Consider the following 22,730-nt stretch of genomic DNA (forward strand, 5'->3'; position numbering starts at 1 on the left):
TTCATTGTGAAGGCCCTAGTTAAATATAGGGCCTTTTTTATACCACGAAGAACTAGAGTACTAACTCGCTACGTCCTGTCGCTGCCATATGAATGATCCCTTGTTCGATACGCAAACATGCCATTTTAGCCGCATCAGGAACGGACAAGCCTGCTAATAATTGAGCGGTAAGTTCCGCACCAAATAAATCACCAGTGCCCTTTGGCGTGACAGGGTAACGTTTATGACGAATGACGGCCACATCTTGTTTGGTAACACACACCACTTCAATGCTCTCATCATCTGGCTGAAAGGCGCTAGTAATAATAACCCACTGGGTATAACCCTTTAATAATGATCGAGCTGCTCGAGTCGCATCCTCAAGGGTATGAATTTGTTGCCCACTGAGCGTTGAAAGCTCAAATTTGTTGGGAATAATGCCTGTGGCAAGCGGAATGACGTCATGGCGATAGACATCAGCAATTTCAGGTGGAATATAAAAGCCACTATCTTCATCTCCCATCACAGGATCAACAATTACCGGTATTTTTGGATGTTCTTCACGAACTGAAGCTAACCAATCGGCTAAGTCATGCGCTTTACTTGGTGAGCCTAAATAGCCAGTCAAAATTGCTCTTACAGACGGTAAGCTACCTCGCTCAACGAATCCTTGAAGATAACCTCTAAACCACTCGCTCGGCAGTTCTCCACCATAGCAGGTGCTGTAATGAGGTGTATTGCTCAAGATAACAGTAGGAACTGCCGCAACTCTCAACCCTTGTTTGGTCAATGCGGGAACTGCAATGCTATTACCAACGCTACCATAGACAACTTGGGATTGAATGGAAACAACATCATAAGGAAGGGGGGTTGCATCAGTAGAGTTTTGAAAGCTATTAGACGTTAGGCTGAAGGTATCCATGTATCTCTCTTATTTATTCTTTTCACATATATTGACTATAAGAAGCCTGTTGTTAAGGGTTGTCAATGGTAACGTGGAAAATGGATATGAAGTTAATTTAGCGCAGCATAAAAGAGGGTAAAATAAATTTTTTTCAATCAAATTTTCTAAAAAGAAATGTGGGATAAATCGGTTGGTTATTCGACAAAATAGGGCGCCCACTAGGGTTGGTTAGCATATTAATGAATAATTATGCAATAAAGTAGTCAATGGAAAAGGTGTTTGTATTCATTGACTTAATATTTTTGGCGTGATAAAAAGGAATTCGATCAATTAACTATATGAGGGTTCGGAGTAACTTGGATGGATGTCCATCTGATGAAATGAATGTGATATCATGCTTATCGCGACTAATGTCAAGATCAGTAAGTCCCAAAGAAGAACAACACACAAACTTTTCCTTTCTGCCATTCTGTCCAGTGAATACCACTGGTGCGGTGCGTTATAGCGTCTCTCTCGATTATTCATTCTGCTGAATAAAAACAGCAATTCGTTGTTATTGTTTGAATTTTTAACAGCTTCATGCCCAAGAACTAAGCTAATTATTATTTTTTGCTGTGCAAAATGCAGGCTATGGCGTGGCTGTATCGTGAGGGATTATATGATGATTTATTGGATATTTTTAGCATTAGCTATTGTCACTGAAGTAATAGGTACATTATCAATGAAACATGCCAGCGTCAGCGGTGATTTTACCGGTATGGCGGTGATGTATGTGATGATTGCGACCTCCTATATTTTGCTTGCTGTAGCGGTCAAAAAAGTCGCCCTTGGTGTTGCTTACGCCATGTGGGAAGGTGTGGGAATTTTATTGATTACCACCTTCAGCGTGCTTTGGTTTGATGAGTCTTTGTCACCGATGAAAATTGGTGGGCTGGTCTTTCTGATCGCGGGTATTGCTTTAATAAAATCCGGTACCAAGAAAGCCACAACCAGCCAATCGGCACAGAAAGTAAAACATGCTACCCAAAAAGTAGTGAGTGCAGCGAAGGCTCGAGCATTAACAAGTAACCCTATGAAATCAGAGGTGAAACATGGATAACCAATTTGAATGGTGGCATGCGGCATTCCTGATCCTTGCGGTTATACTGGAAATTATTGCTAACGTTTTATTAAAAATGTCGAATGGGTTTAAACGTTATTGGCTAGGAATTTTGTCACTTGTCGCTGTATTAGGTGCATTTAGCGCATTAGCACAAGCTGTCAAAGGCATCGAATTGTCTATCGCTTATGCACTGTGGGGCGCGTTCGGTATTATTGCGACGGTAGCCGCTGGCTGGATTTTATTTAATCAACGCTTAAACTACAAAGGTTGGGGCGGAATTGTGTTCCTACTGGTAGGAATGGTATTGATTAAAATGTCGTAGACAAGGTTAATAATAATTAAGTTGTTTTACCTATCCCATGCATAAATCACTTATACATGGGATAGGTAATTATCAATTTAATAATTTTATTTTAGCAATTATTATTAATTAAGAAATTGGATTACAGAATATTCTGAATTATAAAATATCTAATAAAATAAGTATCTTATTGTCTTTTTTTAATGGCATTCCTCCCGTGTTTTATTTATAGCTATATATATCAATACAATAGCCATAAGTGTTAGTGGTTAAATATGGTTATTTACTGAATTTTCCGGTGTGAAGATAGTTTATTTAATATATCAAAAATATCTTAAGTGATATGATTCTATCTATTCTACAGGAATGGTTGCCGCTAAATAGCCTAGACCTCCAGAATTTTACTGAGCAATGGTCAACTTAACACCGTTGCGTACAGGGATGACCCGCTATGATCGAATCAATTAGTCTTTCCAACATTGCCACTTACCGTGCTGACAAATCAGAAATTATTAATCTAAAAAAGGTCAATTTTATTTATGGAGCAAATGGGGCGGGTAAGACTACAATCAGTCGACTTATTGAAAAACCTAGCCTCTCAATAGACTCTAGAATTACTTGGCTCAGAAATATGCCAGTGCCAGCAATGATCTATAACAACGATTTTATCACTGCTAATTTCTCAGAATCCAAAGAGTTTCAGGGAGTATTTACACTAGGCAAGGCCGAGAAAGTTCAGCTCGACCGCCTCAGAGATCTTAAAGATGAAAAAAAGCGCCATGAACAATTGAAGGCCAAGTTAATCATCTCTCTTGATGGTGAGGATGGAAAATCCGGAAAGCATGCTGAGTTGATTTCTTTGGAAGCAAAGTTAGTTAACCGATGCTGGGAACAGAAAGTGAAGCATGATGAATATTTTAAAGGGGCATTTACTGGTTTAAGGAATAACAAGGAAGCATTCAAAGCAAGGGTTCTTCAAGAGCATGAGAATAACAAGTCGATCTTGGTTGATTTGATTGATCTCAAGGCTAGAGCGGAGATTTTATATGGTGACGAACCCTCAAAAAGAGATCTTGTTTCGACCTTGGATTTATCACGATTGATAGCATTCGAGAAAAGTCCGATTCTAGTTAAAAAGGTGGTAGGTAAAGACGATGTCAGTATATCTGCAATTATTCAGCGGTTATGTAATAGCGACTGGGTTAGGCAGGGTATGAGATTTTTGGGCCATACGGATGAACAATGCCCTTTCTGTCAGCAGACTCTCCCCCACGATTTTGAGAAGGAACTTACTAACTACTTTGATGAGACTTTTGAGGCGGATTCTAAGGCTGTCTCTACCCTACGTAATAGTTATTTCCAAATTGCTGATGAACTTTTGGCTCAGGCACATGTTCTGTTAGCATTGGATTGCACTGAACTGGACAAGGAAAAACTTAATTCTAAGATTCAAGCGCTAGATGCTGTTGTTCTCATCAATAAAGGGCGGATGGACAGTAAAGTTACTACTCCAAGTGCTGAGATATTTCTTGAGGGGATCGAGGACATTCAGACAGATATTGTTGCTATTGCTAATGCGGCAAACGCGAAAATAACCGAACAAAACCGCCTAGTATCAAGCTTCACTACAGAGCAGCGTAAGCTCACTGGAGAAGTGTGGAAATATATTGTCGATACCGAGCTAAAGAATACCTTGGCTGATTATACCTCTGAGAAGAATAAGCTACAGAAATCGATTTCGGGTATCGCAGTGAGCCGAGATAAGGCCACGGAAAGTATTAGTGCTACTGACGTTGATATCGATAAGATTGAGGCGGAGCTTACCAGCGTAAAGCCTACAGTAATTGCTATAAATAAAATTTTGAAAAATTTTGGCTTTCTCAGCTTTTCTCTAGATCCTGCATGTGTAGATAACTCCTATAGAATTATCCGAGCGGATGGAAAAGATGCCAAGCAAACATTGAGTGAGGGCGAGAAGACTTTCGTAACGTTCCTTTATTTCTACCACTTGCTAAGAGGGAGTATTACGACGTCCGGTATCACCGCGGATCGGATTGTGGTCATTGATGATCCTGTTTCAAGCCTTGATAGTGATGTGTTATTTATCGTGAGTAGCTTGATCAAGGAGCTCTTCGCCGAGGTTAGAAAGAGTGGTAGTCATCTTAAACAAGTTGTGGTACTTACACACAACGTTCATTTCCATAAAGAGGTCGCATACGATCAGCGCCGGAAGGCCAATACATCTCTTGCTGACGAGACATTTTGGATTATCCGCAAACCTAATGAGTATTCAGTAATTGAGTTTCATTCAAGTAATCCAATCAGGAATTCTTATCAACTACTCTGGGCGGAGCTGAAAAGAACACCGCTGCCAGTCCTTACGTTGCAGAATACCATGCGACGGATTTTGGAAAACTATTTCAAGATCTTGGGGGGGGTCGATACGTACCATCTGGTCGACAAGTTTGAGGGAATTGAAAAGACACAGTGCCAGTCTTTGATGAGTTGGGTAAATGATGGGTCGCATTACGCTCCAGATGAGCTTTATGTGGCTATTAGTGATAATATGGCAGCAAGTTATCTGAAAATTTTCTTCAAGATATTCAAGGCGGCTAAGCATGATGCGCATTATCGAATGATGATGGGTGATTCATACGTTGATTTAGATCCGGAAGAGATCTCTGAGCAGCCGGCAATGACTGATGCTGGCGAAGAGGGAGGTATTGTATTAGATGATGCCAATGTAATCGAGGAATCAGCCCCTATACAGACTATACTCAAGTCTGAGATTAATCCGCCCGAATTTGATCAGGATATGCCGTTTTGAAGCCTTCCGTTCATGAGCACATCTATGAGAAAATCAATCGATAAGGTTAAGCTCGAAGCATTTGAGCTAACAAGCGGAATTCTCATTCTTCTTTAATTAATATATTTTGATATTACCAAATTCTGCTTTTGGCACTAATGCTGACTGTCTGATTACATATAGCCCCGTAAACGCAGAAGATGAAAATTAAGTGACAGTGTTCAGCTAAAGCTCAAAATATCCAGTTAAAAATAATGCCGCTCACGTAAGGTGACCGGCATTAGGCAGATGTTCTTTTCAAGTATCAATCAAGACTAATCAATCGCGGCAACGATTTTAATCTCTACTTTATATTCTGGCTTCATTAGTGCCGCTTGTACGGTGCAACGGACAGGGGCGCTACCTGCAACAACCCATGCATCCCACGCTTGATTCATTCCCGCAAAATCGGCTTTATCTGCGAGAAAAATCGTCGCATCTAAAATTTTGCTTTTATCTGAGCCGACACGCTCTAACATCACATCAATCGCGGCTAATGTATCAGCGGTCTGAATAACAATATCACCGTCCAGCTTCTCAGGGACACTGGTGTAATAAACGACGCCATTATGGATGACGGCTTCAGACCAACGGGTATCTGGGTCAATACGTTCAATAGTCATAACTGTTCCTTATTATCAATATGCATAAAGAATATCAGGTTGCCACAGTGATGAAAATCAGTTCGTTAAGGAAAGTATAATTAGCGCAGCAGCCAGTTAGAACTCATGTTAAAGTATCTTTATCAAAATTAATCAACGTAGGTTTGTGGTGTCTAACGACTTTTCAGCTGATGGCTTTCTAGCAAAAACAATCCCCGGGTTTCAACCTCGTGCGGCGCAGGTCACTATGTCTGAGGCTGTCTCTCAGTCTATTGAACAGCAACATGTGCTGGTGGCAGAAGCGGGAACAGGAACCGGGAAAACATACGCGTATTTAGTACCCGCTTTGCGTAGTGGTAAAAAAGTGATTGTTTCCACGGGGTCGAAAGCATTACAAGACCAACTTTATCACCGTGATTTACCGTCTATCATCGATGCGATGAACTACCAAGGTAAAACCGCATTACTTAAAGGTCGGTCAAACTATCTATGCTTGGAACGGTTAGACCAACAATCTTTAGGTGGAGGAAGCCTTGAACCAGAGATTTTAACTGCGGTAGTTAGACTGCGTAGCTGGTCAATTGAATCCGAATTAGGGGATGTCAGCACTTGCCATGATATTGCAGAAGATAGCCCAGTTTGGCCATTAGTCACGAGCACCAATGATAACTGTTTAGGCAGCGATTGCCCGCGCTATCAAGAATGCTTTGTACTTAAAGCGCGCCGCAAAGCATTAGATGCGGATATTGTCGTCGTTAACCACCACTTATTTATGGCGGATAGAGTGGTAAAAGACACGGGTTTTGGTGAATTAATTCCCCAGGCTGACGTGATGATTTTCGATGAAGCCCATCAGATCCCAGATATTGCGAGCCAATATTTTGGACAACAATTAAGCAGTCGCCAGCTATTGGATCTGGCTCGCGATATGGTCATGACATACCGTACTGAGCTAAAAGACCAAGCGCAATTACAAAAAAGCGCAGATAGGCTAACCCAAAGCACGTTAGATTTTCGATTGAATCTCGGGGACAACAGTTTTCGGGGTAATTTACGCGAATTACTCAAATTATCTGAAGTACAGCGTTCTTTAACCTTGCTCGATGATGCCCTTGAACTGTGTTATGAAGTGGTCAAAACCTCATTGGGTCGTTCTCAAACATTAGATTCTATCTTTGAACGAGTGACAATTTATCGAAATCGACTTAATCGATTGAAAGATGTGACGATACCGGGCTATAGCTATTGGTTTGAAAGCTACGGTCGCCATTTTTTATTAGCGTTAACACCATTAACGGTTGCGGACAAATTCAGTGAAATGATTGCTGGCACGCCTGCCAGTTGGGTTTTTACGTCTGCCACATTATCTGTTAACGAAAAACTGAGTCATTTTACCGATCGATTAGGGCTAAACTCCGCGAAAACATTGCTATTAGCCAGCCCGTTTGATTATGAAACCCAGACGTTACTGTGTGTTCCTCGTTTTCTACCTGAACCAAATCAACGGGGAAGTGCCCAAAAATTAGCCACGATGCTAAGACCGTTGATTGAGAAAAATAAAGGTCGCTGTTTTTTCCTCTGTACTTCCCATTTAATGATGCGTGAGCTGGCTGAAGAGTTTAAAGCTTCCTTGACCTTGCCAGTATTGATGCAAGGGGAAAGCAGTAAAAATAAATTGTTGGCGCAATTTATTGCTGCGGGAAATGCGGTTTTAGTGGCAACAAGCAGCTTTTGGGAAGGGGTTGATGTCCGAGGGGATGAACTCAGTTGCGTCATTATCGATAAATTACCCTTTACAGCCCCCGATGACCCTTTATTACGTGCCCGTATTGAAGATTGTGAGTTACGTGGCGGCGACCCCTTTGCAGATGTGCAGTTGCCTGACGCAGTGATTACCTTGAAACAAGGTGTAGGGCGTTTAATTAGAGATACCACCGATTATGGCGTTATTGTGATTTGCGATAACCGATTGGTGACCCGTCCGTATGGTGAAGTTTTTTTACGTAGCTTGCCGCCATCTCCAAGAACAAGAAGCATAAATAAAGCCATTGAGTTCCTTGAGAAAAAACGGTCTGAACACAACTCAGAAGACTAATTTCTACGATCGGGCGGGTAGTTTATGCTAATATATCGCCCATCTTTCAGGTTGCCGCCAAGACGGTGGTAACAACAAACCTAATATTTGCCGGAGTTTAGGCATGTCGAGTTATATTCTAGCTGTTGATACAGCAACCGAAGCTTGTTCCGTTGCGCTGTGTTGTGCGGGTGGGCAACATAATGCTGAAATTATTTCGCGTTTTGCCATCTCTCCACGAGAGCATACTCAAAAAGTATTGCCAATGGTTGAAGAGGTATTAGCGGAAGCGGGTATCACATTAAATCAATTAGATGCTTTAGCCTTTGGGCGTGGACCGGGGAGTTTTACGGGCGTACGAATTGGCGTGGGGATTGCTCAAGGACTCGCACTTGGTGCAGACCTGCCAATGATTGGTGTCTCATCACTGATGGCGTTAGCCGAAGGTGCGTACCGTTCAACAGGACAAACGCAGATCCTTGTTGCTATTGATGCTCGTATGTCTGAAATCTATTGTGCTCAATACAAGCGAGATGCCCAAAGCTTTTGGCTAGGTGAAGAGACTGAAGCTGTAATGATGCCCGCAGATTTTAAAGCACAATTTTCGACATTAACGGGGAGTTGGTGTCATGCTGGTACTGGCTGGTTGGCATACCCTGAACTTCTTTCTGGTTCATTAGCAATTAGTGATAGCCAAATTACATTACCCGATGCGCAAGATATGTTGCCTATCGCAAGGCAACTTTGGCTCGCAGGGAAAGTGACCGCAGTTGAGAATGTAGAGCCCACTTATCTGCGCAACGAAGTTACGTGGAAAAAATTACCCGGACGGGAATAATTTCTTTCCTTAAATATTTTGTCAATGGCTATATGAATAATCAGCATATAGCCATTTTTTTAATCTACGATATAGAATCGATGGTCAAATAAGCTATTATTATAGTTAATAATGTGACCAGATATTAATTTACTGAACATATCGTGTGATGCTATTCATTCACAGTTTTAAAGCACATATTCTAACTCTATAATGATGGCTAATTGGAGGTGGTAAATGAAACGTAAATTTAGCTACCGCTTTGCGATTAAAAGTATTTTAATTGCGGGCATATTAGCACTGACAGGCTGTGTATCCATTCCACAATCTATTAAGGGCTCAGTACCAAACCCAGCGGATAATCTTAAATCCATACAGAATGCACCTGAAATGTATGTTGGTCAGGAAGCGCGTTTTGGAGGAAAAGTACTTTCAGTTTTAAATGAACCAAAAAGAACCCGAGTCGAAATTGCGACCATGGTACTGAATAAATATGATGCGGCTCCTGAACTTAACTCCCCATCTGTTGGGCGTATTTATGCCTACATTAATGGTTTTGTTGAGCCAAGCGATTTTAATAACCGCTACTTAACTGTGGTTGGTAAGATCACAGGAGAGCAGGCAGGCAAGATAGGTGAAGTACCCTATAACTACGTTACGATGGATGTGACAGGGTATCAGCGCTGGAGCCTTGCTCAAAGTGTTATGATGCCGCCACCTGCGGGTCCATGGGGTTATGGCTACTATGGTTCACCATATTATTATAACCATCCTTGGGGATGGGGTTATGGTTATCCAGCAGGTCCCGCACAGGTGCAAACTTATCTGGCAGAAGATTAAGTGAATGAAGTTTAAGCGTTAAAAACGGGCTTAACGCTCCAAAAAACCTGTATTGCGGTGTATAATCTGAAAATCTTATACAGATTAAAATCTGATAAATTGAAACCAAGTTAAATAAGGCGGCATTGTCCGCCTTATTTTTATCTTGAAGGAATGAAAATAATTTAGTGATAGAGCTCTCAACCTTAACATTGTTTATTTTTCAAACTGGTACAATGAGTTAATAATTTGTTAAGAGGTTGTGTGAAAAAATAATAACTCACTAAATTCAGGAGTAACATTTTGGAAAAAATCTGGCTAAAAAACTATCCTGCTGATGTACCTGAAGAAATAAGCCCTGATGACTTCGCCTCATTAGCAGAGTTACTTGAAAATGCAGTTTCTCAATATGCGGATCAGCCTGCGTTCATTAATATGGGCGCGGTAATGACGTATCGTAAATTAGAAGAAAGAAGCCGAGCATTTGCCGCATACCTACAAAATGGCCTAGGTCTAAAGAAAGGTGACAGAGTTGCCTTAATGATGCCAAACCTTCTGCAATATCCTATTGCCTTGTTCGGCGTATTGCGAGCTGGTATGGTGGCCGTCAATGTGAACCCTCTGTATACCCCTAGAGAGTTAGAGCACCAACTGAATGACAGTGGGGCTACCGCGATTGTGATCGTCTCTAACTTTGCCCATACATTAGAAAAAATCGTCTACAACACTAAAGTTAAACACGTTATTTTAACCCGTTTAGGTGATCAACTTTCTCGCCCAAAAGCTACCATTGTGGATTTTGTGGTGAAATATGTGAAACGCTTAGTACCTAAATACAATTTACCTGATGCGATTTCGTTTCGCCGTGCCATGCATCAAGGGTATCGGATGCAATATATAAAACCGAATATTACAGGTGACGATCTGGCTTTTCTTCAGTACACCGGCGGAACAACCGGTGTAGCTAAAGGTGCGATGTTGACTCACCGTAATATGTTGGCGAATATTGCCCAAGCAAGAGCGGCATATGGACCAGTTTTACATTTTGGAAATGAAGCTGTGGTGACGGCATTGCCGTTGTACCATATATTTGCACTAACCGTTAACTGCTTATTATTCATCAATGTGGGCGGCGTAAACTTGTTGATCACTAATCCGCGAGATGTACCGGATACGATAAAACAGCTTGCTCGCTATCCTTTTACCGCGATAACGGGTGTAAATACATTATTTAATGCATGGCTCCATAATCCAGAATTCCATAAGTTGGATTTTTCCCGCTTAAGACTTTCAGTCGGTGGCGGCATGCCAGTGCATAAAGCGGTAGCGCAAAAGTGGCAAGAGTTAACAGGACGTCATTTATTAGAAGGTTATGGTTTAACTGAATGTTCACCTTTAGTCACAGGGAACCCATATAATCTGACGGCTTATAGTGGTAGTATCGGTTTACCTGTTCCATCCACAGACGTAAAATTCCTTGATGACCATGGTCATCAAGTTCCGTTTGGTGAGCCTGGCGAAATGTGGGTGAAAGGTCCACAGGTAATGAAAGGCTATTGGAATCGTCCTGATGCAACGAGTGAAGCCATTGTGGACGGCTGGTTAGCAACCGGAGATATCGCTGAGATAGATACAGAAGGCTATATTCGTATTGTTGATCGTAAAAAAGATATGATTATAGTGTCTGGTTTTAACGTTTATCCTAATGAAATTGAAGATGTTATTTCTGCTCATCCCGATGTTATTGAGTGCGCTGCTATTGGTGTTCCCAGTGAAAGTACCGGAGAAGCAGTCAAAGTATTTATTGTGACGAAGAATTCAAACTTGACTGCGGATGAGTTAAAAACGTTTAGTCGCCGTTCGTTAACGGCGTATAAAGTACCAAAAATTTTCGAATTCCGTGATGAGCTACCAAAATCTAATGTAGGCAAAATTTTACGTAAAGATTTACGTGCTGAAGAGCTACAGAAGAAGGAAAAAACCTCCGAATAAAGGGGGAGTAGTATCAAAAAGTAAAGTGTGTAACGCCGGTTTTTACCGGCGTTACTGTGATCAGTCAAAAATATTTAGTCAAAATATAATAAAGAGAAACTTGTTTTGAATTATCGTTTAGTAATTACAGATAGCGAATTAGCTCAGGTTTGCCAAGAGGCCAGTGATGCTCCATGGTTAGCACTGGATACCGAGTTTGTACGCACAAGAACATATTATCCTCAGCTGGGTCTGCTACAACTGTATGATGGAAATCAGGTTTCATTGATTGACCCTTTATTAATGACTGACTTCAGCCCATTTAAAGCGCTGTTAACCAATCCAAATCAACTTAAGTTTCTCCATGCAGGTAGTGAGGATCTTGAAGTTTTTATCCATGATTTTGGTTGTGTGCCTGAGCCAATGATCGATACTCAAATCGTTGCAGCCTTTCTTGGTTATCCAATATCCTGTGGATTTGCGACACTAGTGGCGGAACATTTAGGTATCGAGCTAGATAAAAGTGAATCTCGTACAGATTGGCTTGCTCGCCCATTAAGCGCTAAACAGTGCGATTATGCGACTGCCGACGTGCTGTATTTATTACCACTTGCCAAAATTTTAATGGAAAAAGTGACTGAAGCGGGTTATCTGGATGATGCCAAAGATGAATGCCAGCGTGTTGTAGCGCGTCGTCAGAAAGTGGTAAAACCGGAAAAAGCCTATTTGAACATCACTAATGCGTGGCAATTACGTGATGAACAATTAGCCTGCTTACAGTTATTAGCGGCGTGGCGATTAGATCAAGCTAAAGCTCGTGATATGGCGATTAATTTTGTCGTCAGAGAAGAAAATCTGTGGAAAGTGGCTCGTTATTTACCAAGTTCTTTAGGTGAGCTGGATGCTTTGGGGCTATCAGGGCAGGAAATTCGCTGCCACGGCCGACGTTTATTGAGTATTGTTGAGGATGCTAAGAAACTGGATGCTAGCCAATATCCAGCTCCAGTGGCAAATATCACGGAACATAGCCAATATAAAAGCATCTTTAAAGAGATTAAGGCATTAGTGAAAGAGGTTGCTGAAAATGAAAAATTCAACCCTGAGCTGTTAGCCTCCCGTCGCCAAATTAACCAACTATTAGCCGTTCATTGGGGGCTGAAAGAGAAATCATGTGAGCCAGAATTACTGGCAGGTTGGCGAGGTAAGTTACTGGAAGGCCCACTAACAACCTTACTTAGCCAAGCCTAATATGCTCAAAGGTACAAAAAATAGTGAATTTTTTGTACCTTTGACAAACATTTAAAGTAAATTTTTATTCCGTCCTTTTTTATTCTACTTGATAAGTTTTATTTCAATATAAGTTTACCCACCCAAATATGAATAAACTTTATAATAAAATTATTTTTATATAAACGATATTTAAAATCAACATTGTAATTCTTCCTAAAAAACAAATTAATTAAGCATAATAAAAGTAAATCCAATCGATTATAGATCCCTTTAACGTTCAATAGAATGCATCCATTATTTAATTAATTGAATTTAAAAGATAAAAATAAATCAATGAATACAATGATTTTTAGTTGAATTATGACCACTGCATTTGTAAATGAAACTCATTTGCATATACTCATTTTCGATTTGTGGCACTCACAAATTTTTATCTAAAAGATAAAATTCTATTGTTTTATTAATAATATCGTATCTTTAATATAAGGACATAATTATGTTTAAATTTAATGTATTAGTATCAGCTATATTATTTGCAGGTATTTCTTCATTTTCTGGGGCTGCAACAGAATCTGCGCAGAGCCAAACGTATGAAACAGAAAGATCGGATATTCGTGTTGGTGGAACGGAATTTGCACGAGGTCCGCATGGGGGAAAAGTGGGTGATCCAGGTATTGGGCATCGCAGTATTGCTGGAGGAAAAACAATCTCATTATTAGGCCTGACTAAGATGGGAACAAAAACAGACGAAGATGTAACGATAGTCAATAGTGGCGGACCATCAAGTCATTCAAATATGGGTAAATTTCAGTTTGCTAAAGTAGCGGATGCAGAAGTCTATTATGGGGATTGGTCACAAACTGGAGCGGCAGACGATGCTAAACATACGGCATTCTTCTCTGGTCTAGACGCCACAACGGCAGTACCTACCGAAGGTAAAGCAACTTATACCATTGCAGGGATCAACCAATATGATGGTGAGAAAAAGCTCGCCGGTGTATTTGAAGCCGACTTTGGTGATAAGGATTACACTGGTTCATTACAGGGCGAAGATCTAAAAATTGCTCTCGAGGGGAAAATACATGATGCAGGCTCATTCTCTGGTCAGGCAATTGCCAATGATACAGTATCGGGTATGAGTTACGGTCGCTTCTTTGGCGAGAATGCGGAACATGTTGGTGGTGTCGCAGTGTTTAATAGTGACCATCAATATGATACGGCATTTGCTGGTAGCCAAACCGAAGAGTAATTTCTTTATTTAACAATCTTTGTTTAGCAATATCGTGACTATCAGGTAGGCAAAAGTGATTTTGCCTACCTGTATTTTTATGAAAAAAGAAAAGAGAAGTGAGATGAAAAAAATAATCAACAAGATTGAGGTATTAATTCTATTATTGTTTTCTACAAATTCATTTTCTGAACAAAATTATGGGCATCAACAATATGAACAGATAATTGAAGTTTTAAATGAAATAAATAACACAAGAAATAAATCACCAATTATAATCCCTCTTAAAATTAATAAAACTGTCGACGACCTTGGTTTTATTCTTTATGATTTAGTCAATCGGCAGCAATTCCAAAAAATTGATGAATTATTACCTGTCTATCTGAATGATAAAAATCACGATAAAGGTATGGTGGATTATATTTCAGCAGAAAGAGCTTATTTTAATGGTGATTACCCATTGTCACTGAAGTTTTATTTAAAAATAGTCACTGAAAACCCGAGTTCAGTGTTCTCTGAAATGAAGCTAGCTCATGTCTATATAAAAAATAGCTATCATCGTGAAGCATTAGGTTTATATAAAAAGATAAAAAACAAATATCGAGTAAATTTACCTGAAGACCGAATAAAACAGATAGATAATGAAATTACAGCATTAGAAAATCGCGCTCATTGGCAAGGAAATTTCAATACTGACTTAAAGTATGACACTAACTATACAGAGGCTCACGGTAATGATGAACAGCAATGTAGTGCTATCTGGTGTATGCAAGGTAGCAAAATTAAATCCGGTTTGGTGTATGGCTTCTCAGGAAATGGCAATAAAATCCTTTGGCAGAATCGAGGGCATTCACTGTTAGCCAGTGTCGGTGGAAATGTATGGGAATATCCTCATCGCTCAGTAAAACGGCGTTTTTCAAGTTATTCATCAGTAAGCTATCAGTATCTTTACGGGAATAAAAAGATTACGTTTTCACCTATTGTAGATATTAATTGGCGAGGGCATTTATTTGACCATTACAGTGTAGGTGCGAGCATTACTAGCGCATATTCTCCCAACAGTAAACTTTATTTACTATCTAACATAATGTATAAAAACCAATTTTTTTTCGGAAAACGAGAATCGCGTTCAGGTTATGATATTAATTACAGTATAACGGCAATTTATTCGGTTAATCCGCAATGGAGTTTATTCTCAAATTTATATGGTGGTAAAAATATTGAGCAATATAAAAGTGACAGCTATCAAGTATCAGGATTAACCGTGGGGTCAATTAATGTATTTGGCACGAACAAGTTAGTCAATAAATTAACAAGCAGCAATCATGATTTTTTTGATTTCGACAGTTCACTTAATACAAAGCGACACGATGAGTCATGGACTTTAAATAGTCAAATGACGCTATTAGGTCACACTTTTTTATCATTAACACCAACGCTATATATTAATTATAAATTCAACGATAGTAGTGCGAAAATAAGCTATTCCTATAATAAAAGCGAAGTGGGCATTAATTTTAGTAAAACGTTTTAATCTGTATTGAGATGGTTTATGAAAGTAAAAGCTATAGTGGCAATACAAATTGCTACAGGGTTATCTATGGGTATTATTTCTGTTTCTGCTTATTCAAGTTTACGTGAGCAAGTTGGTAATATTCAGGTACAAGACAAGACGGATACGATTAAACTGCGGGATCAAAAAGGCAGTGATGATCAATATGATAGGGATGAGTCAAATATTTATATTAGCAAAGAGGCTGTAGAACGCTATAAAGGAACTAATCCTGCGGATGTTCTTAATCACGGGGTTGGTGTCTATAGTGGCGATGCCCGTAATAGCGGGGCGTTAGACCCGAATGTGCGAGGTATTCAAGGTCAAGGGCGTGTACCTGTTACAGTAGATGGTACGGAGCAAGCCATCACCGTATGGCGTGGCTACAACGGGGCGAATAATCGAAACTATGTAGACCCCAATATGATCAGCAGTATTACCGTAGTAAAAAGCCCGATGTTAGACCGTGATATTCGAACTTCGGTTGGTGGAGGTGTTGCGGTTAAAACCCTCAGTATTGATGATGTCGTTCCATCAGATGAACGTTTCGCAATAGATCTTAAATTAGAAACACGGACTAATTCAACCAAACCAAGAATTAACGAATTTACCCTTGGTACAGATTATCGTGATGATTCAGCTATCAAGGATAGCTTGGCAAGCAAAGAAAATTATAGAACTCGGATTTATTATAGAGATCCAAAAGCTTCGGTTGAACCAGATCAACCAGGAAATTCGAATTTTTTTAATTTAAAAGACAGTGCAGTGCGAGTGGCGCTAGGATTGCGCCAAGAAAAATTTAATCTACTATTTGCCTATAGTCACCGAAATCAAGGAAACTATTTTGCTGGTCGTCATGGCGCAGACTATTTCCGAGAACCTATTATTACTACCGATATCGATAACTCCAAAAAAATGGTGGATCCCAATATTCCTTTTGTTGCGGATGTGTACTTACCAACCAAAGAAGTGGGAAATACCTCGAGTAATAGCGAAACTTTTCTGCAAAAAATAAATTTGCAACTTTCTGAATCACAAAAAATATCCCTTGGCTATGTGCATACAAAAAGCCATTACGGGGAAATTATGCCTTCACAAATTCGTTTTCATGATTTAGCAGGAGAAATTCCCCAATGGCCCTTGGCTAATATAAGTTTAGGATCATTTTATGTTAATTATGGTGTTAAATCTGAAAAGCAGTCGTTGCTTGATCTTCAGCTGGGGTATTGGCTAACGAAAACGGATTTAAATTCGAATACTGCTGGTGGATTACCTAGGGAAGCTATTGAGTTAGATTGGTCAGTTAACAGTTTAAGTAGAAAAAATCCCAATATAGATGGCACGTTAGTGGATGGAATAAAACTGAATCAAATTAATAATAGGCAAGGGCTAGCTTTATCTAACAAATCACAGTTTACTCCGAACTTTGATATGACTCTAATCGGGAATTTTATTAGAGAAGAGATTAACAGTAATGACGATATATATGCACTAGATGCAATAGTCGCTAAAAAAAATACATTTAGAGCTATTCCACGAGAAGGTAAACGCCAAGAGTTTAGCGGAGCAATAAAATTAGATTGGCGACCAACAAATTGGCTGAATGTAAATGCGGGTATTCAGTACCAAAACTATTGGTCACGTGATTTATTAAGGGAACGTCGATTAAAAGCAAAAGACCATAACTTCGCCGTTTATCAAATTCCGCAAGCCATGAATTTCGAATATTCTCGACCGTTCACTGAAGAGGAAGCGCGTAAAGTGAGAGAGTATGTAGATAGCAAAGGGCGAACTTTTGATGGCTACAATGATATAGGGTTCTGGCCAGACAGTAGCATTGGAACTTCTAAAATAGAGTGGTTTGTTGCTGAGGCACTATCACTTCCTGCGTATTCCTTAAAAAGTGCGGAACACTATTATACAGTGAAAGAAGAGTATGAGGGATTTCGTATTATAGGTTCCGAATATATTAAATGGCGAGTGGATGAAGACGGAAAATTCACTACGGAGAATAACCCATTTTATGATGGAGGGATTGATCTCTCGGAAGAGGTGATTGACCCCATTAGTCAAAAAAAAGTGAAGGCAATCATTGCGTATCGTGCCCCGCATAAAGAATTGGAGCATATTTTAGTTAACGAGAACGAAAAGTATAAAAACCCCGGTAAGCGCATTAACTCTGCATGGAGCCCATCTATAGGAGGATCTGTCTACCTCTCTGATAATGACCGCGTGTTTGCACGCTACGCTGAAACCGTCAGAATGCCCAGCATTTTTGAAGATACTATTGGGTTTTCAGGGGCTGGTGATGGTGTCATAAGAACACGTTCATTTAAACCAGAACGCAGCCATACTTTTGAAATTGGTTATGTGCGTAATTTACAAAGTTGGTTAAACGCTGAAAATGCTGCTGATTTTAGAATCAACTATTACCATAATATTATTGACAACGCGTTTGATCGTGATGGCAATTTAGTCTTTTCACAAATGGATCAGCACCGAACTGCCGGATTAGAAGTGCTAGCCCGCTATGATAATGGACGTTTCTTTGGGGATTTAGGAATTGATTACCGATTAAAAAATGAAGTTTGCGATAACGCCTCTATGGCACGGCTAGACCCTCTCAATAAATTTAACGCTTCAGTATGTACGGAAGGCGGATTTCCATTAGGTTACCTTCGCACTCAGTTGCAGCCTAAGTACAGTATTCACACTAATGTGGGGATGCGCTTCTTTAATGAAAGCTTGGAAGTCGGTGGGCGTGTGCGATATCACGCCAAAACAGAGAATAAAGATGAAGCTAATATGATTCGTCGATTTGGCCCTTCTTATGCACCACTAAACAATAATCCGATGAGTTGGAATGCGGTATTTGTCACAGATGCATATGTCACTTATCAAGTGAATAAGAATCTGTTAGTGGAACTGTTAGCCTCTAACGTATTAAACGAATATTACATTGACCCGCTGACACGTAGCATGATGCCAGCACCGGGGAGATCCCTTCGTTTAAGTGTGACCAGTCACTTCTAAGGTTCAGCCCCAGCAATTTCTGCTGGGGCTGATTAGGAATATCGCCATGAAATATTCTCGAATTTATTATGGATTACTGCTTTCCGGCTTATTACACTGCGCCATCATTTATTTTTGTTTTTTTGCATTTAATTCATTGTCATTCAAAATGACAGCACCGTTAATTTCGCCAGTGGTAACCGTCGCTTTAAGTCAATTTTTAATTGAACAACAAGTGAGCTTTCCCCAAGAAACCGAATCAGTAGTCGGAGGTGAATTCAATGCCATTGAGGAGTTTGAGTATGCGAATATCAAGGTTAGCAAGCAGTATAGCCATCAAAATAATGCATCAAATGCCATCGCTGAAAAAACACCCAGGGAGGTAAAATTAGAAAAACGTAACCATTTAAAAAATAAGGAAAAACAAGAAGAAAATACCAAGAAAGAAAGCCCTTGGAATGACTTGCAAACCCAAAGAGCAAAAGAAGGAGAAAGCAAAGTAAATTCCTTAGCAGCAGGGCTGCAAGGTGACCTTTCTCATTTTTCTGATGGTGAAAATAACACCAATACCAAACAACGCTATTTAGACAAGATCAAACGGGAAATTGATAGTCACAAACAGTATCCACGTAGAGCCAGAAAAATGCGTATACAGGGAGATGTTCAGATACGTTTTCAACTGACGTCACAAGGTGAAATCGTCAATGCCTCGGTGGTTAGCTCAGAAAAAAACCAATTTTTTGAGAGTACAATTTTGGATGCCATACGCCGTTGTAAACCTCTCGGTCCTCCGCCAAAGGGGCTAGGAAGAAATATGGATTTACAAATCAATTTCAGCTTAGATTAAGCCAGAAGATTAAAGCCGCTATCGTATTATAGCGGCCTTACTCAATATTACTGCTCTACAGGTTTTACGTCATCGTTCTCTGGAAGCGTAACGTTTAACTCAAGGACAGAAATATCATCCCCTTTTTGTTCAAACTGGACGGTTAACATTTCTGGATCTACTTGAATATACTTGCAAATAACCTGCAAAATATCTCGCTTCATATCTGCAAGATACGGGGGTTCACTATCACCACGGCGACGTTCTGCTACGATGATCTGTAATCGCTCTTTGGCGATATTTGCTGTCGGTTTTTTTCTCGACAGAAAGAAATCCAATAAAGCCATTATTTACCCCCCAAATAGGCGTTTTAAGAAGCCTTTTTTCTCTTCTTCAATGAATCGGATAGGGCGATCTTCACCTAAAATACGATCAACACAGTCACTATAAGCTTGTCCTGCATCGGATTCTGTATCCAAAATAACAGGTTCACCTTGGTTTGATGAGCGTAGTACGGATTGATCTTCCGGAATAACCCCAATCAGAGGAATACATAAGATCTCTAGCACGTCTTCCATGCTTAACATATCACCACGAGTTACGCGGCCTGGATTATAACGAGTTAAGAGCAAGTGTTCTTTGATTGGTTCTTGGCCTTTTTCAGCACGGCGAGACTTTGACGCTAAAATACCTAAGATTCGGTCAGAGTCACGAACGGAAGAGACTTCAGGGTTAGTAGTAATAATGGCTTCATCAGCAAAATACAGCGCCATTAACGCACCACTTTCAATACCTGCGGGCGAGTCGCAAACAATAAAGTCAAAACCAAGCTTATCGCCTAACTCATCGAGAACTTTTTCAACGCCTTCTCGGGTTAATGCATCTTTATCGCGGGTCTGTGAGGCAGGAAGAATATATAAATTCTCAGTACGTTTATCTTTAATCAACGCTTGATTTAAGCTTGCATCACCTTGAATAACGTTCACGAAGTCATAAACTACTCGACGTTCACATCCCATAATAAGGTCAAGGTTACGCAAACCGATATCAAAATCGATAACAACGGTTTTTTTTCCTTTTTGTGCTAGGCCAGTAGCTATGGCCGCGCTTGAAGTGGTTTTACCAACACCACCTTTACCAGAAGTAACAACGATTATGCGTGCCATGAATAATTCCTTGTAAATAAGGTCTAATTTAAGTATTCAATATTAAGTTTGTTATCAACTAAACAAAGTTTAGCTGCTTTGGCGAGAAATTCAGTAGGTATCTGATCACTCAGCCAATACTCACCAGCGATAGACACTAATTCGGCCTGCAAATGAGTACAATAAATCTGACTTTCAACATCACCAGACGCACCAGCAAGGGCACGACCTCTCATAACGCCGTATATGTGAATATTACCATCTGCTAATAATTCTGCACCTGCACTCACGTTACTTGTGACGATAAGATCACTATTTGGCGCATAAATGCGCTGACCAGAACGTACAGGAGTATTAATAATGCGTGTTTTTCGATAGGCAGATTCAACGGGAACTGATTGAGAAGCTATGTCAGATTTTGCATATGTGACGTCAGTACTAACGGTATTTGTTGCTTTTTTGCTTTTACCTTCAATAAGTACCGGCAAACCCGCTTCATTAACTTTTTGCTTTAAAATAGGGTCGGTACAGCCACTGACACCTACAATTCGCAGACCCGCAGAAACGATCGCTTTATGAATACTATACATATCCGCATGATGCGTTAATTCTGCGATATTAATGACGACAGGTGCATTTTTGAGAAAATCAGGAGCCTGACTTACTTTATCTTGCAGCGCTTTTTTGATGAGTTTAGGCTCTTCACTATGTAAGTGAATGACTGAAAGAGTAAAACTGCTGCCTTTAAGTTCTATTGGCGATTGTGGCATCTATCTAGACTCAGCAAATTAAAATTTCCGAAACAATCCTCGGGTGAAGATACTCAGTAAAACAATAGCATGTTATAGTTACTGTATACTTCAAGCAAGCTCATGAACTAAGAAAAAGAGTTAAATATAATGATTTGTGCAATTTATCGAAGCTCTAACCGCGATCAAACTTATTTGTATGTCGAAAAAAAAGATGATTTTTCACGGGTACCTGAAGAACTATTAAAGCAATTTGGTAAACCTCAGTTTTCAATGCTTATTGCGTTAGATAAGCGTGAAAAGCTGGCAAATGCTGACATTGAACGCGTTAAAGCTGACCTTAAAGAAGTTGGTTATTATCTACAATTCCCACCTCCGGTCGAAAATTTGCTTTCTGAATACCGAGAGTTAAACGATTAATACAAATTAGGATATTTCGCAAAAGCCATTATCGTCAGGAGGATAAAAATGAGGCCAACGTTATTATATACATTAGTCGCTGGTGTATTTTTAGCAAGTTGTAGTTCCCAGCAACCGCATTCAACTACCACACAAACTAATACAACTCACACACTGACAATGGCGCAGGAAGCGGCGATTGAAAAAGAAGTTATCGCATTAGATAAAGCGTTTCCGATTGAACAACGTGACCCTTCGCAATTTCCTGCTTATGTGGAATTGTTGAAACAACATGCTGCTGTACAAGGCATTAAGCAATCTACCATTGACCGTGGCTTTGCCAATATCTATTTTCTTGAACGTGTTGTGAAAGCAGACAAAGGTCAGCCAGAAAAACGTGCCACAGTGACGCTGGCAAGTTATCTTAAGAATGTACTGCCTCAATCTCGCATTAATGCCGGAGTTGAAAAATATAAAGAGAATCAAGCCACTCTCGATGCGACTAGCCAAAAATATGGCGTTCCACCTCAATTCATTGTCTCCTTGTGGGGCCTAGAAAGTGGCTTTGGGCGTTCTCAAGGTAAAGAAGACGTCATTTCAGCCTTGGCAACGCTATCATTTGAAGGGCGCCGTGAAACGCTATTTAGTAAACAGTTATTGGCTGCCTTAGAAATCATGGATAAAGGTTATATTCCTGAAGAACAACAACTGAAAGGTTCTTGGGCTGGTGCTATGGGGCAAAGTCAGTTTATGCCAACATCTTATTTATCCTATGCCGCAGATGGTGATGGCGATGGGAAAATGGATATTTGGAATAATAAAGCGGACGTTTTTGCATCTATCGCCAACTATTTATCTACGGAAGGTTGGCAGGCAGCTTTACCTTGGGGCTATCAAGTTACGTTACCCGCTGACTTTAATCGTAGTCTTGAAGGGGTAAAAACAGAGCAAGGTAAGAGCGTGCAAGAGTGGGAAAAACTCGGAGTTAAATTACCTCAATTTGCTCAACTTGCACCAGACGTGAAAACATGGATTGTTATTCCAGATGATCCAGAAGGTCGAACGTTCTTAGTGACACAAAACTTCCGCACTATCATGCATTGGAATCGTTCATACTATTTCGCGCTCAGTGTTTGTATGATGGCGGATGGTATCGCTACTAAAATACAATAACG

The 22,730-nt window shown here is 40.1% G+C and carries 19 protein-coding genes; 14 read left to right on the top strand and 5 right to left on the bottom strand.

Annotated elements, in window-relative coordinates; translation table 11 throughout:
- Nucleotides 1-52: 52 nt before the first annotated feature.
- Nucleotides 53-901: a pyridoxine/pyridoxal/pyridoxamine kinase gene (pdxK, locus tag EL244_RS08465; RefSeq protein WP_126460158.1), complete on the bottom strand. Its 849-nt coding sequence runs from the start codon at nucleotides 899-901 to the stop codon at nucleotides 53-55.
- Between the two features lie 643 nt (nucleotides 902-1,544).
- Between pdxK and mdtJ the strand changes: the two genes are divergently transcribed.
- From mdtJ to EL244_RS08480, 3 genes are all read left to right on the top strand, one after another.
- On the top strand, nucleotides 1,545-1,982 hold the full coding sequence (gene mdtJ / locus EL244_RS08470; protein ID WP_126462774.1) for a multidrug/spermidine efflux SMR transporter subunit MdtJ: 438 nt from the start codon (nucleotides 1,545-1,547) through the stop codon (nucleotides 1,980-1,982).
- Entirely contained in the window at nucleotides 1,975-2,307 is a 333-nt protein-coding gene (gene mdtI / locus EL244_RS08475) for a multidrug/spermidine efflux SMR transporter subunit MdtI (RefSeq protein WP_126460161.1), read from the top strand. Before mdtJ ends, mdtI begins: the two co-directional genes overlap by 8 nt.
- A gap of 430 nt (nucleotides 2,308-2,737) precedes the next feature.
- Nucleotides 2,738-5,113, top strand: a complete 2,376-nt coding sequence (locus EL244_RS08480) for an AAA family ATPase (RefSeq protein WP_126460163.1) — start codon at nucleotides 2,738-2,740, stop codon at nucleotides 5,111-5,113.
- 293 nt (nucleotides 5,114-5,406) lie between these two features.
- On the opposite strand, the gene EL244_RS08485 is transcribed toward EL244_RS08480, so the two are convergent.
- Nucleotides 5,407-5,754: a RidA family protein gene (locus tag EL244_RS08485; RefSeq protein WP_115164284.1), complete on the bottom strand. Its 348-nt coding sequence runs from the start codon at nucleotides 5,752-5,754 to the stop codon at nucleotides 5,407-5,409.
- A 148-nt stretch (nucleotides 5,755-5,902) separates the two neighbouring features.
- Here EL244_RS08485 and EL244_RS08490 point away from each other — a divergent pair, with 148 nt between their 5' ends.
- The 9 genes from EL244_RS08490 to tolA all read left to right on the top strand — a co-directional run bounded on the left by EL244_RS08490 (nucleotide 5,903) and on the right by tolA (nucleotide 19,283).
- Nucleotides 5,903-7,828, top strand: a complete 1,926-nt coding sequence (locus tag EL244_RS08490; RefSeq protein ID WP_039854096.1) for a DNA repair helicase YoaA — start codon at nucleotides 5,903-5,905, stop codon at nucleotides 7,826-7,828.
- 103 nt (nucleotides 7,829-7,931) lie between these two features.
- A complete protein-coding gene (gene tsaB / locus EL244_RS08495) occupies nucleotides 7,932-8,645 on the top strand; it encodes a tRNA (adenosine(37)-N6)-threonylcarbamoyltransferase complex dimerization subunit type 1 TsaB (protein WP_126460166.1) in 714 nt (237 codons plus the stop codon).
- Nucleotides 8,646-8,861: 216 nt separating this feature from the next.
- Nucleotides 8,862-9,464 (top strand): Slp family lipoprotein, encoded by a 603-nt coding sequence (locus EL244_RS08500; RefSeq protein WP_126460169.1) that lies wholly within the window; start codon nucleotides 8,862-8,864, stop codon nucleotides 9,462-9,464.
- A gap of 282 nt (nucleotides 9,465-9,746) precedes the next feature.
- The gene (gene fadD, locus EL244_RS08505) at nucleotides 9,747-11,435 is read left to right on the top strand and encodes a long-chain-fatty-acid--CoA ligase FadD (protein ID WP_126460172.1); all 1,689 of its coding nucleotides are present in this window, start codon (nucleotides 9,747-9,749) and stop codon (nucleotides 11,433-11,435) included.
- Nucleotides 11,436-11,540: 105 nt separating this feature from the next.
- Nucleotides 11,541-12,662 carry a ribonuclease D gene (gene rnd / locus EL244_RS08510; RefSeq protein WP_126460175.1) on the top strand — a complete coding sequence of 374 codons (1,122 nt, stop codon included), beginning with the start codon at nucleotides 11,541-11,543 and terminating at the stop codon, nucleotides 12,660-12,662.
- A 478-nt stretch (nucleotides 12,663-13,140) separates the two neighbouring features.
- On the top strand, nucleotides 13,141-13,893 hold the full coding sequence (locus EL244_RS08515; RefSeq protein WP_126460177.1) for a Slam-dependent surface lipoprotein: 753 nt from the start codon (nucleotides 13,141-13,143) through the stop codon (nucleotides 13,891-13,893).
- 103 nt (nucleotides 13,894-13,996) lie between these two features.
- The gene (locus EL244_RS08520) at nucleotides 13,997-15,406 is read left to right on the top strand and encodes a porin family protein (protein WP_232004571.1); all 1,410 of its coding nucleotides are present in this window, start codon (nucleotides 13,997-13,999) and stop codon (nucleotides 15,404-15,406) included.
- A gap of 18 nt (nucleotides 15,407-15,424) precedes the next feature.
- Nucleotides 15,425-18,457: a TonB-dependent receptor domain-containing protein gene (locus tag EL244_RS08525; RefSeq protein ID WP_126460183.1), complete on the top strand. Its 3,033-nt coding sequence runs from the start codon at nucleotides 15,425-15,427 to the stop codon at nucleotides 18,455-18,457.
- Between the two features lie 46 nt (nucleotides 18,458-18,503).
- A complete protein-coding gene (tolA, locus tag EL244_RS08530) occupies nucleotides 18,504-19,283 on the top strand; it encodes a cell envelope integrity protein TolA (RefSeq protein ID WP_230084870.1) in 780 nt (259 codons plus the stop codon).
- 47 nt (nucleotides 19,284-19,330) lie between these two features.
- On the opposite strand, the gene minE is transcribed toward tolA, so the two are convergent.
- The 3 genes from minE to minC are packed head-to-tail and all read right to left on the bottom strand — an operon-like array spanning nucleotide 19,331 to nucleotide 21,177.
- Nucleotides 19,331-19,609 carry a cell division topological specificity factor MinE gene (gene minE / locus EL244_RS08535; RefSeq protein WP_006813099.1) on the bottom strand — a complete coding sequence of 93 codons (279 nt, stop codon included), beginning with the start codon at nucleotides 19,607-19,609 and terminating at the stop codon, nucleotides 19,331-19,333.
- Nucleotides 19,610-19,612: 3 nt separating this feature from the next.
- The gene (gene minD, locus EL244_RS08540) at nucleotides 19,613-20,428 is read right to left on the bottom strand and encodes a septum site-determining protein MinD (protein ID WP_006813098.1); all 816 of its coding nucleotides are present in this window, start codon (nucleotides 20,426-20,428) and stop codon (nucleotides 19,613-19,615) included.
- A gap of 23 nt (nucleotides 20,429-20,451) precedes the next feature.
- Nucleotides 20,452-21,177: a septum site-determining protein MinC gene (gene minC / locus EL244_RS08545; protein ID WP_006813097.1), complete on the bottom strand. Its 726-nt coding sequence runs from the start codon at nucleotides 21,175-21,177 to the stop codon at nucleotides 20,452-20,454.
- Between the two features lie 129 nt (nucleotides 21,178-21,306).
- Between minC and EL244_RS08550 the strand changes: the two genes are divergently transcribed.
- Together EL244_RS08550 and EL244_RS08555 are read left to right on the top strand one after the other, a co-directional pair.
- Nucleotides 21,307-21,576, top strand: a complete 270-nt coding sequence (locus EL244_RS08550; protein WP_006813096.1) for a YcgL domain-containing protein — start codon at nucleotides 21,307-21,309, stop codon at nucleotides 21,574-21,576.
- Nucleotides 21,577-21,624: 48 nt separating this feature from the next.
- Nucleotides 21,625-22,728 (top strand): lytic murein transglycosylase, encoded by a 1,104-nt coding sequence (locus tag EL244_RS08555; RefSeq protein WP_126460186.1) that lies wholly within the window; start codon nucleotides 21,625-21,627, stop codon nucleotides 22,726-22,728.
- Nucleotides 22,729-22,730: the final 2 nt, after the last annotated feature.

This window comes from Providencia rustigianii (assembly GCF_900637755.1).
In the GTDB taxonomy this organism is placed as follows: Bacteria; Pseudomonadota; Gammaproteobacteria; order Enterobacterales; family Enterobacteriaceae; genus Providencia; species Providencia rustigianii.

What these genes read in the sequence shown, in the direction of transcription:
- tolA (WP_230084870.1), top strand. Translation starts at nt 18,504, where the DNA reads ATGAAATATTCTCGAATTTATTATGGATTACTGCTTTCCGGCTTATTA.
- minE (WP_006813099.1), bottom strand. Translation starts at nt 19,609, where the DNA reads ATGGCTTTATTGGATTTCTTTCTGTCGAGAAAAAAACCGACAGCAAAT.
- EL244_RS08485 (WP_115164284.1), bottom strand. Translation starts at nt 5,754, where the DNA reads ATGACTATTGAACGTATTGACCCAGATACCCGTTGGTCTGAAGCCGTC.
- pdxK (WP_126460158.1), bottom strand. Translation starts at nt 901, where the DNA reads ATGGATACCTTCAGCCTAACGTCTAATAGCTTTCAAAACTCTACTGAT.
- EL244_RS08500 (WP_126460169.1), top strand. Translation starts at nt 8,862, where the DNA reads ATGAAACGTAAATTTAGCTACCGCTTTGCGATTAAAAGTATTTTAATT.
- mdtJ (WP_126462774.1), top strand. Translation starts at nt 1,545, where the DNA reads ATGATTTATTGGATATTTTTAGCATTAGCTATTGTCACTGAAGTAATA.
- minC (WP_006813097.1), bottom strand. Translation starts at nt 21,177, where the DNA reads ATGCCACAATCGCCAATAGAACTTAAAGGCAGCAGTTTTACTCTTTCA.
- EL244_RS08515 (WP_126460177.1), top strand. Translation starts at nt 13,141, where the DNA reads ATGTTTAAATTTAATGTATTAGTATCAGCTATATTATTTGCAGGTATT.
- EL244_RS08520 (WP_232004571.1), top strand. Translation starts at nt 13,997, where the DNA reads ATGAAAAAAATAATCAACAAGATTGAGGTATTAATTCTATTATTGTTT.
- minD (WP_006813098.1), bottom strand. Translation starts at nt 20,428, where the DNA reads ATGGCACGCATAATCGTTGTTACTTCTGGTAAAGGTGGTGTTGGTAAA.
- EL244_RS08550 (WP_006813096.1), top strand. Translation starts at nt 21,307, where the DNA reads ATGATTTGTGCAATTTATCGAAGCTCTAACCGCGATCAAACTTATTTG.
- EL244_RS08525 (WP_126460183.1), top strand. Translation starts at nt 15,425, where the DNA reads ATGAAAGTAAAAGCTATAGTGGCAATACAAATTGCTACAGGGTTATCT.
- EL244_RS08480 (WP_126460163.1), top strand. Translation starts at nt 2,738, where the DNA reads ATGATCGAATCAATTAGTCTTTCCAACATTGCCACTTACCGTGCTGAC.
- EL244_RS08555 (WP_126460186.1), top strand. Translation starts at nt 21,625, where the DNA reads ATGAGGCCAACGTTATTATATACATTAGTCGCTGGTGTATTTTTAGCA.
- tsaB (WP_126460166.1), top strand. Translation starts at nt 7,932, where the DNA reads ATGTCGAGTTATATTCTAGCTGTTGATACAGCAACCGAAGCTTGTTCC.
- mdtI (WP_126460161.1), top strand. Translation starts at nt 1,975, where the DNA reads ATGGATAACCAATTTGAATGGTGGCATGCGGCATTCCTGATCCTTGCG.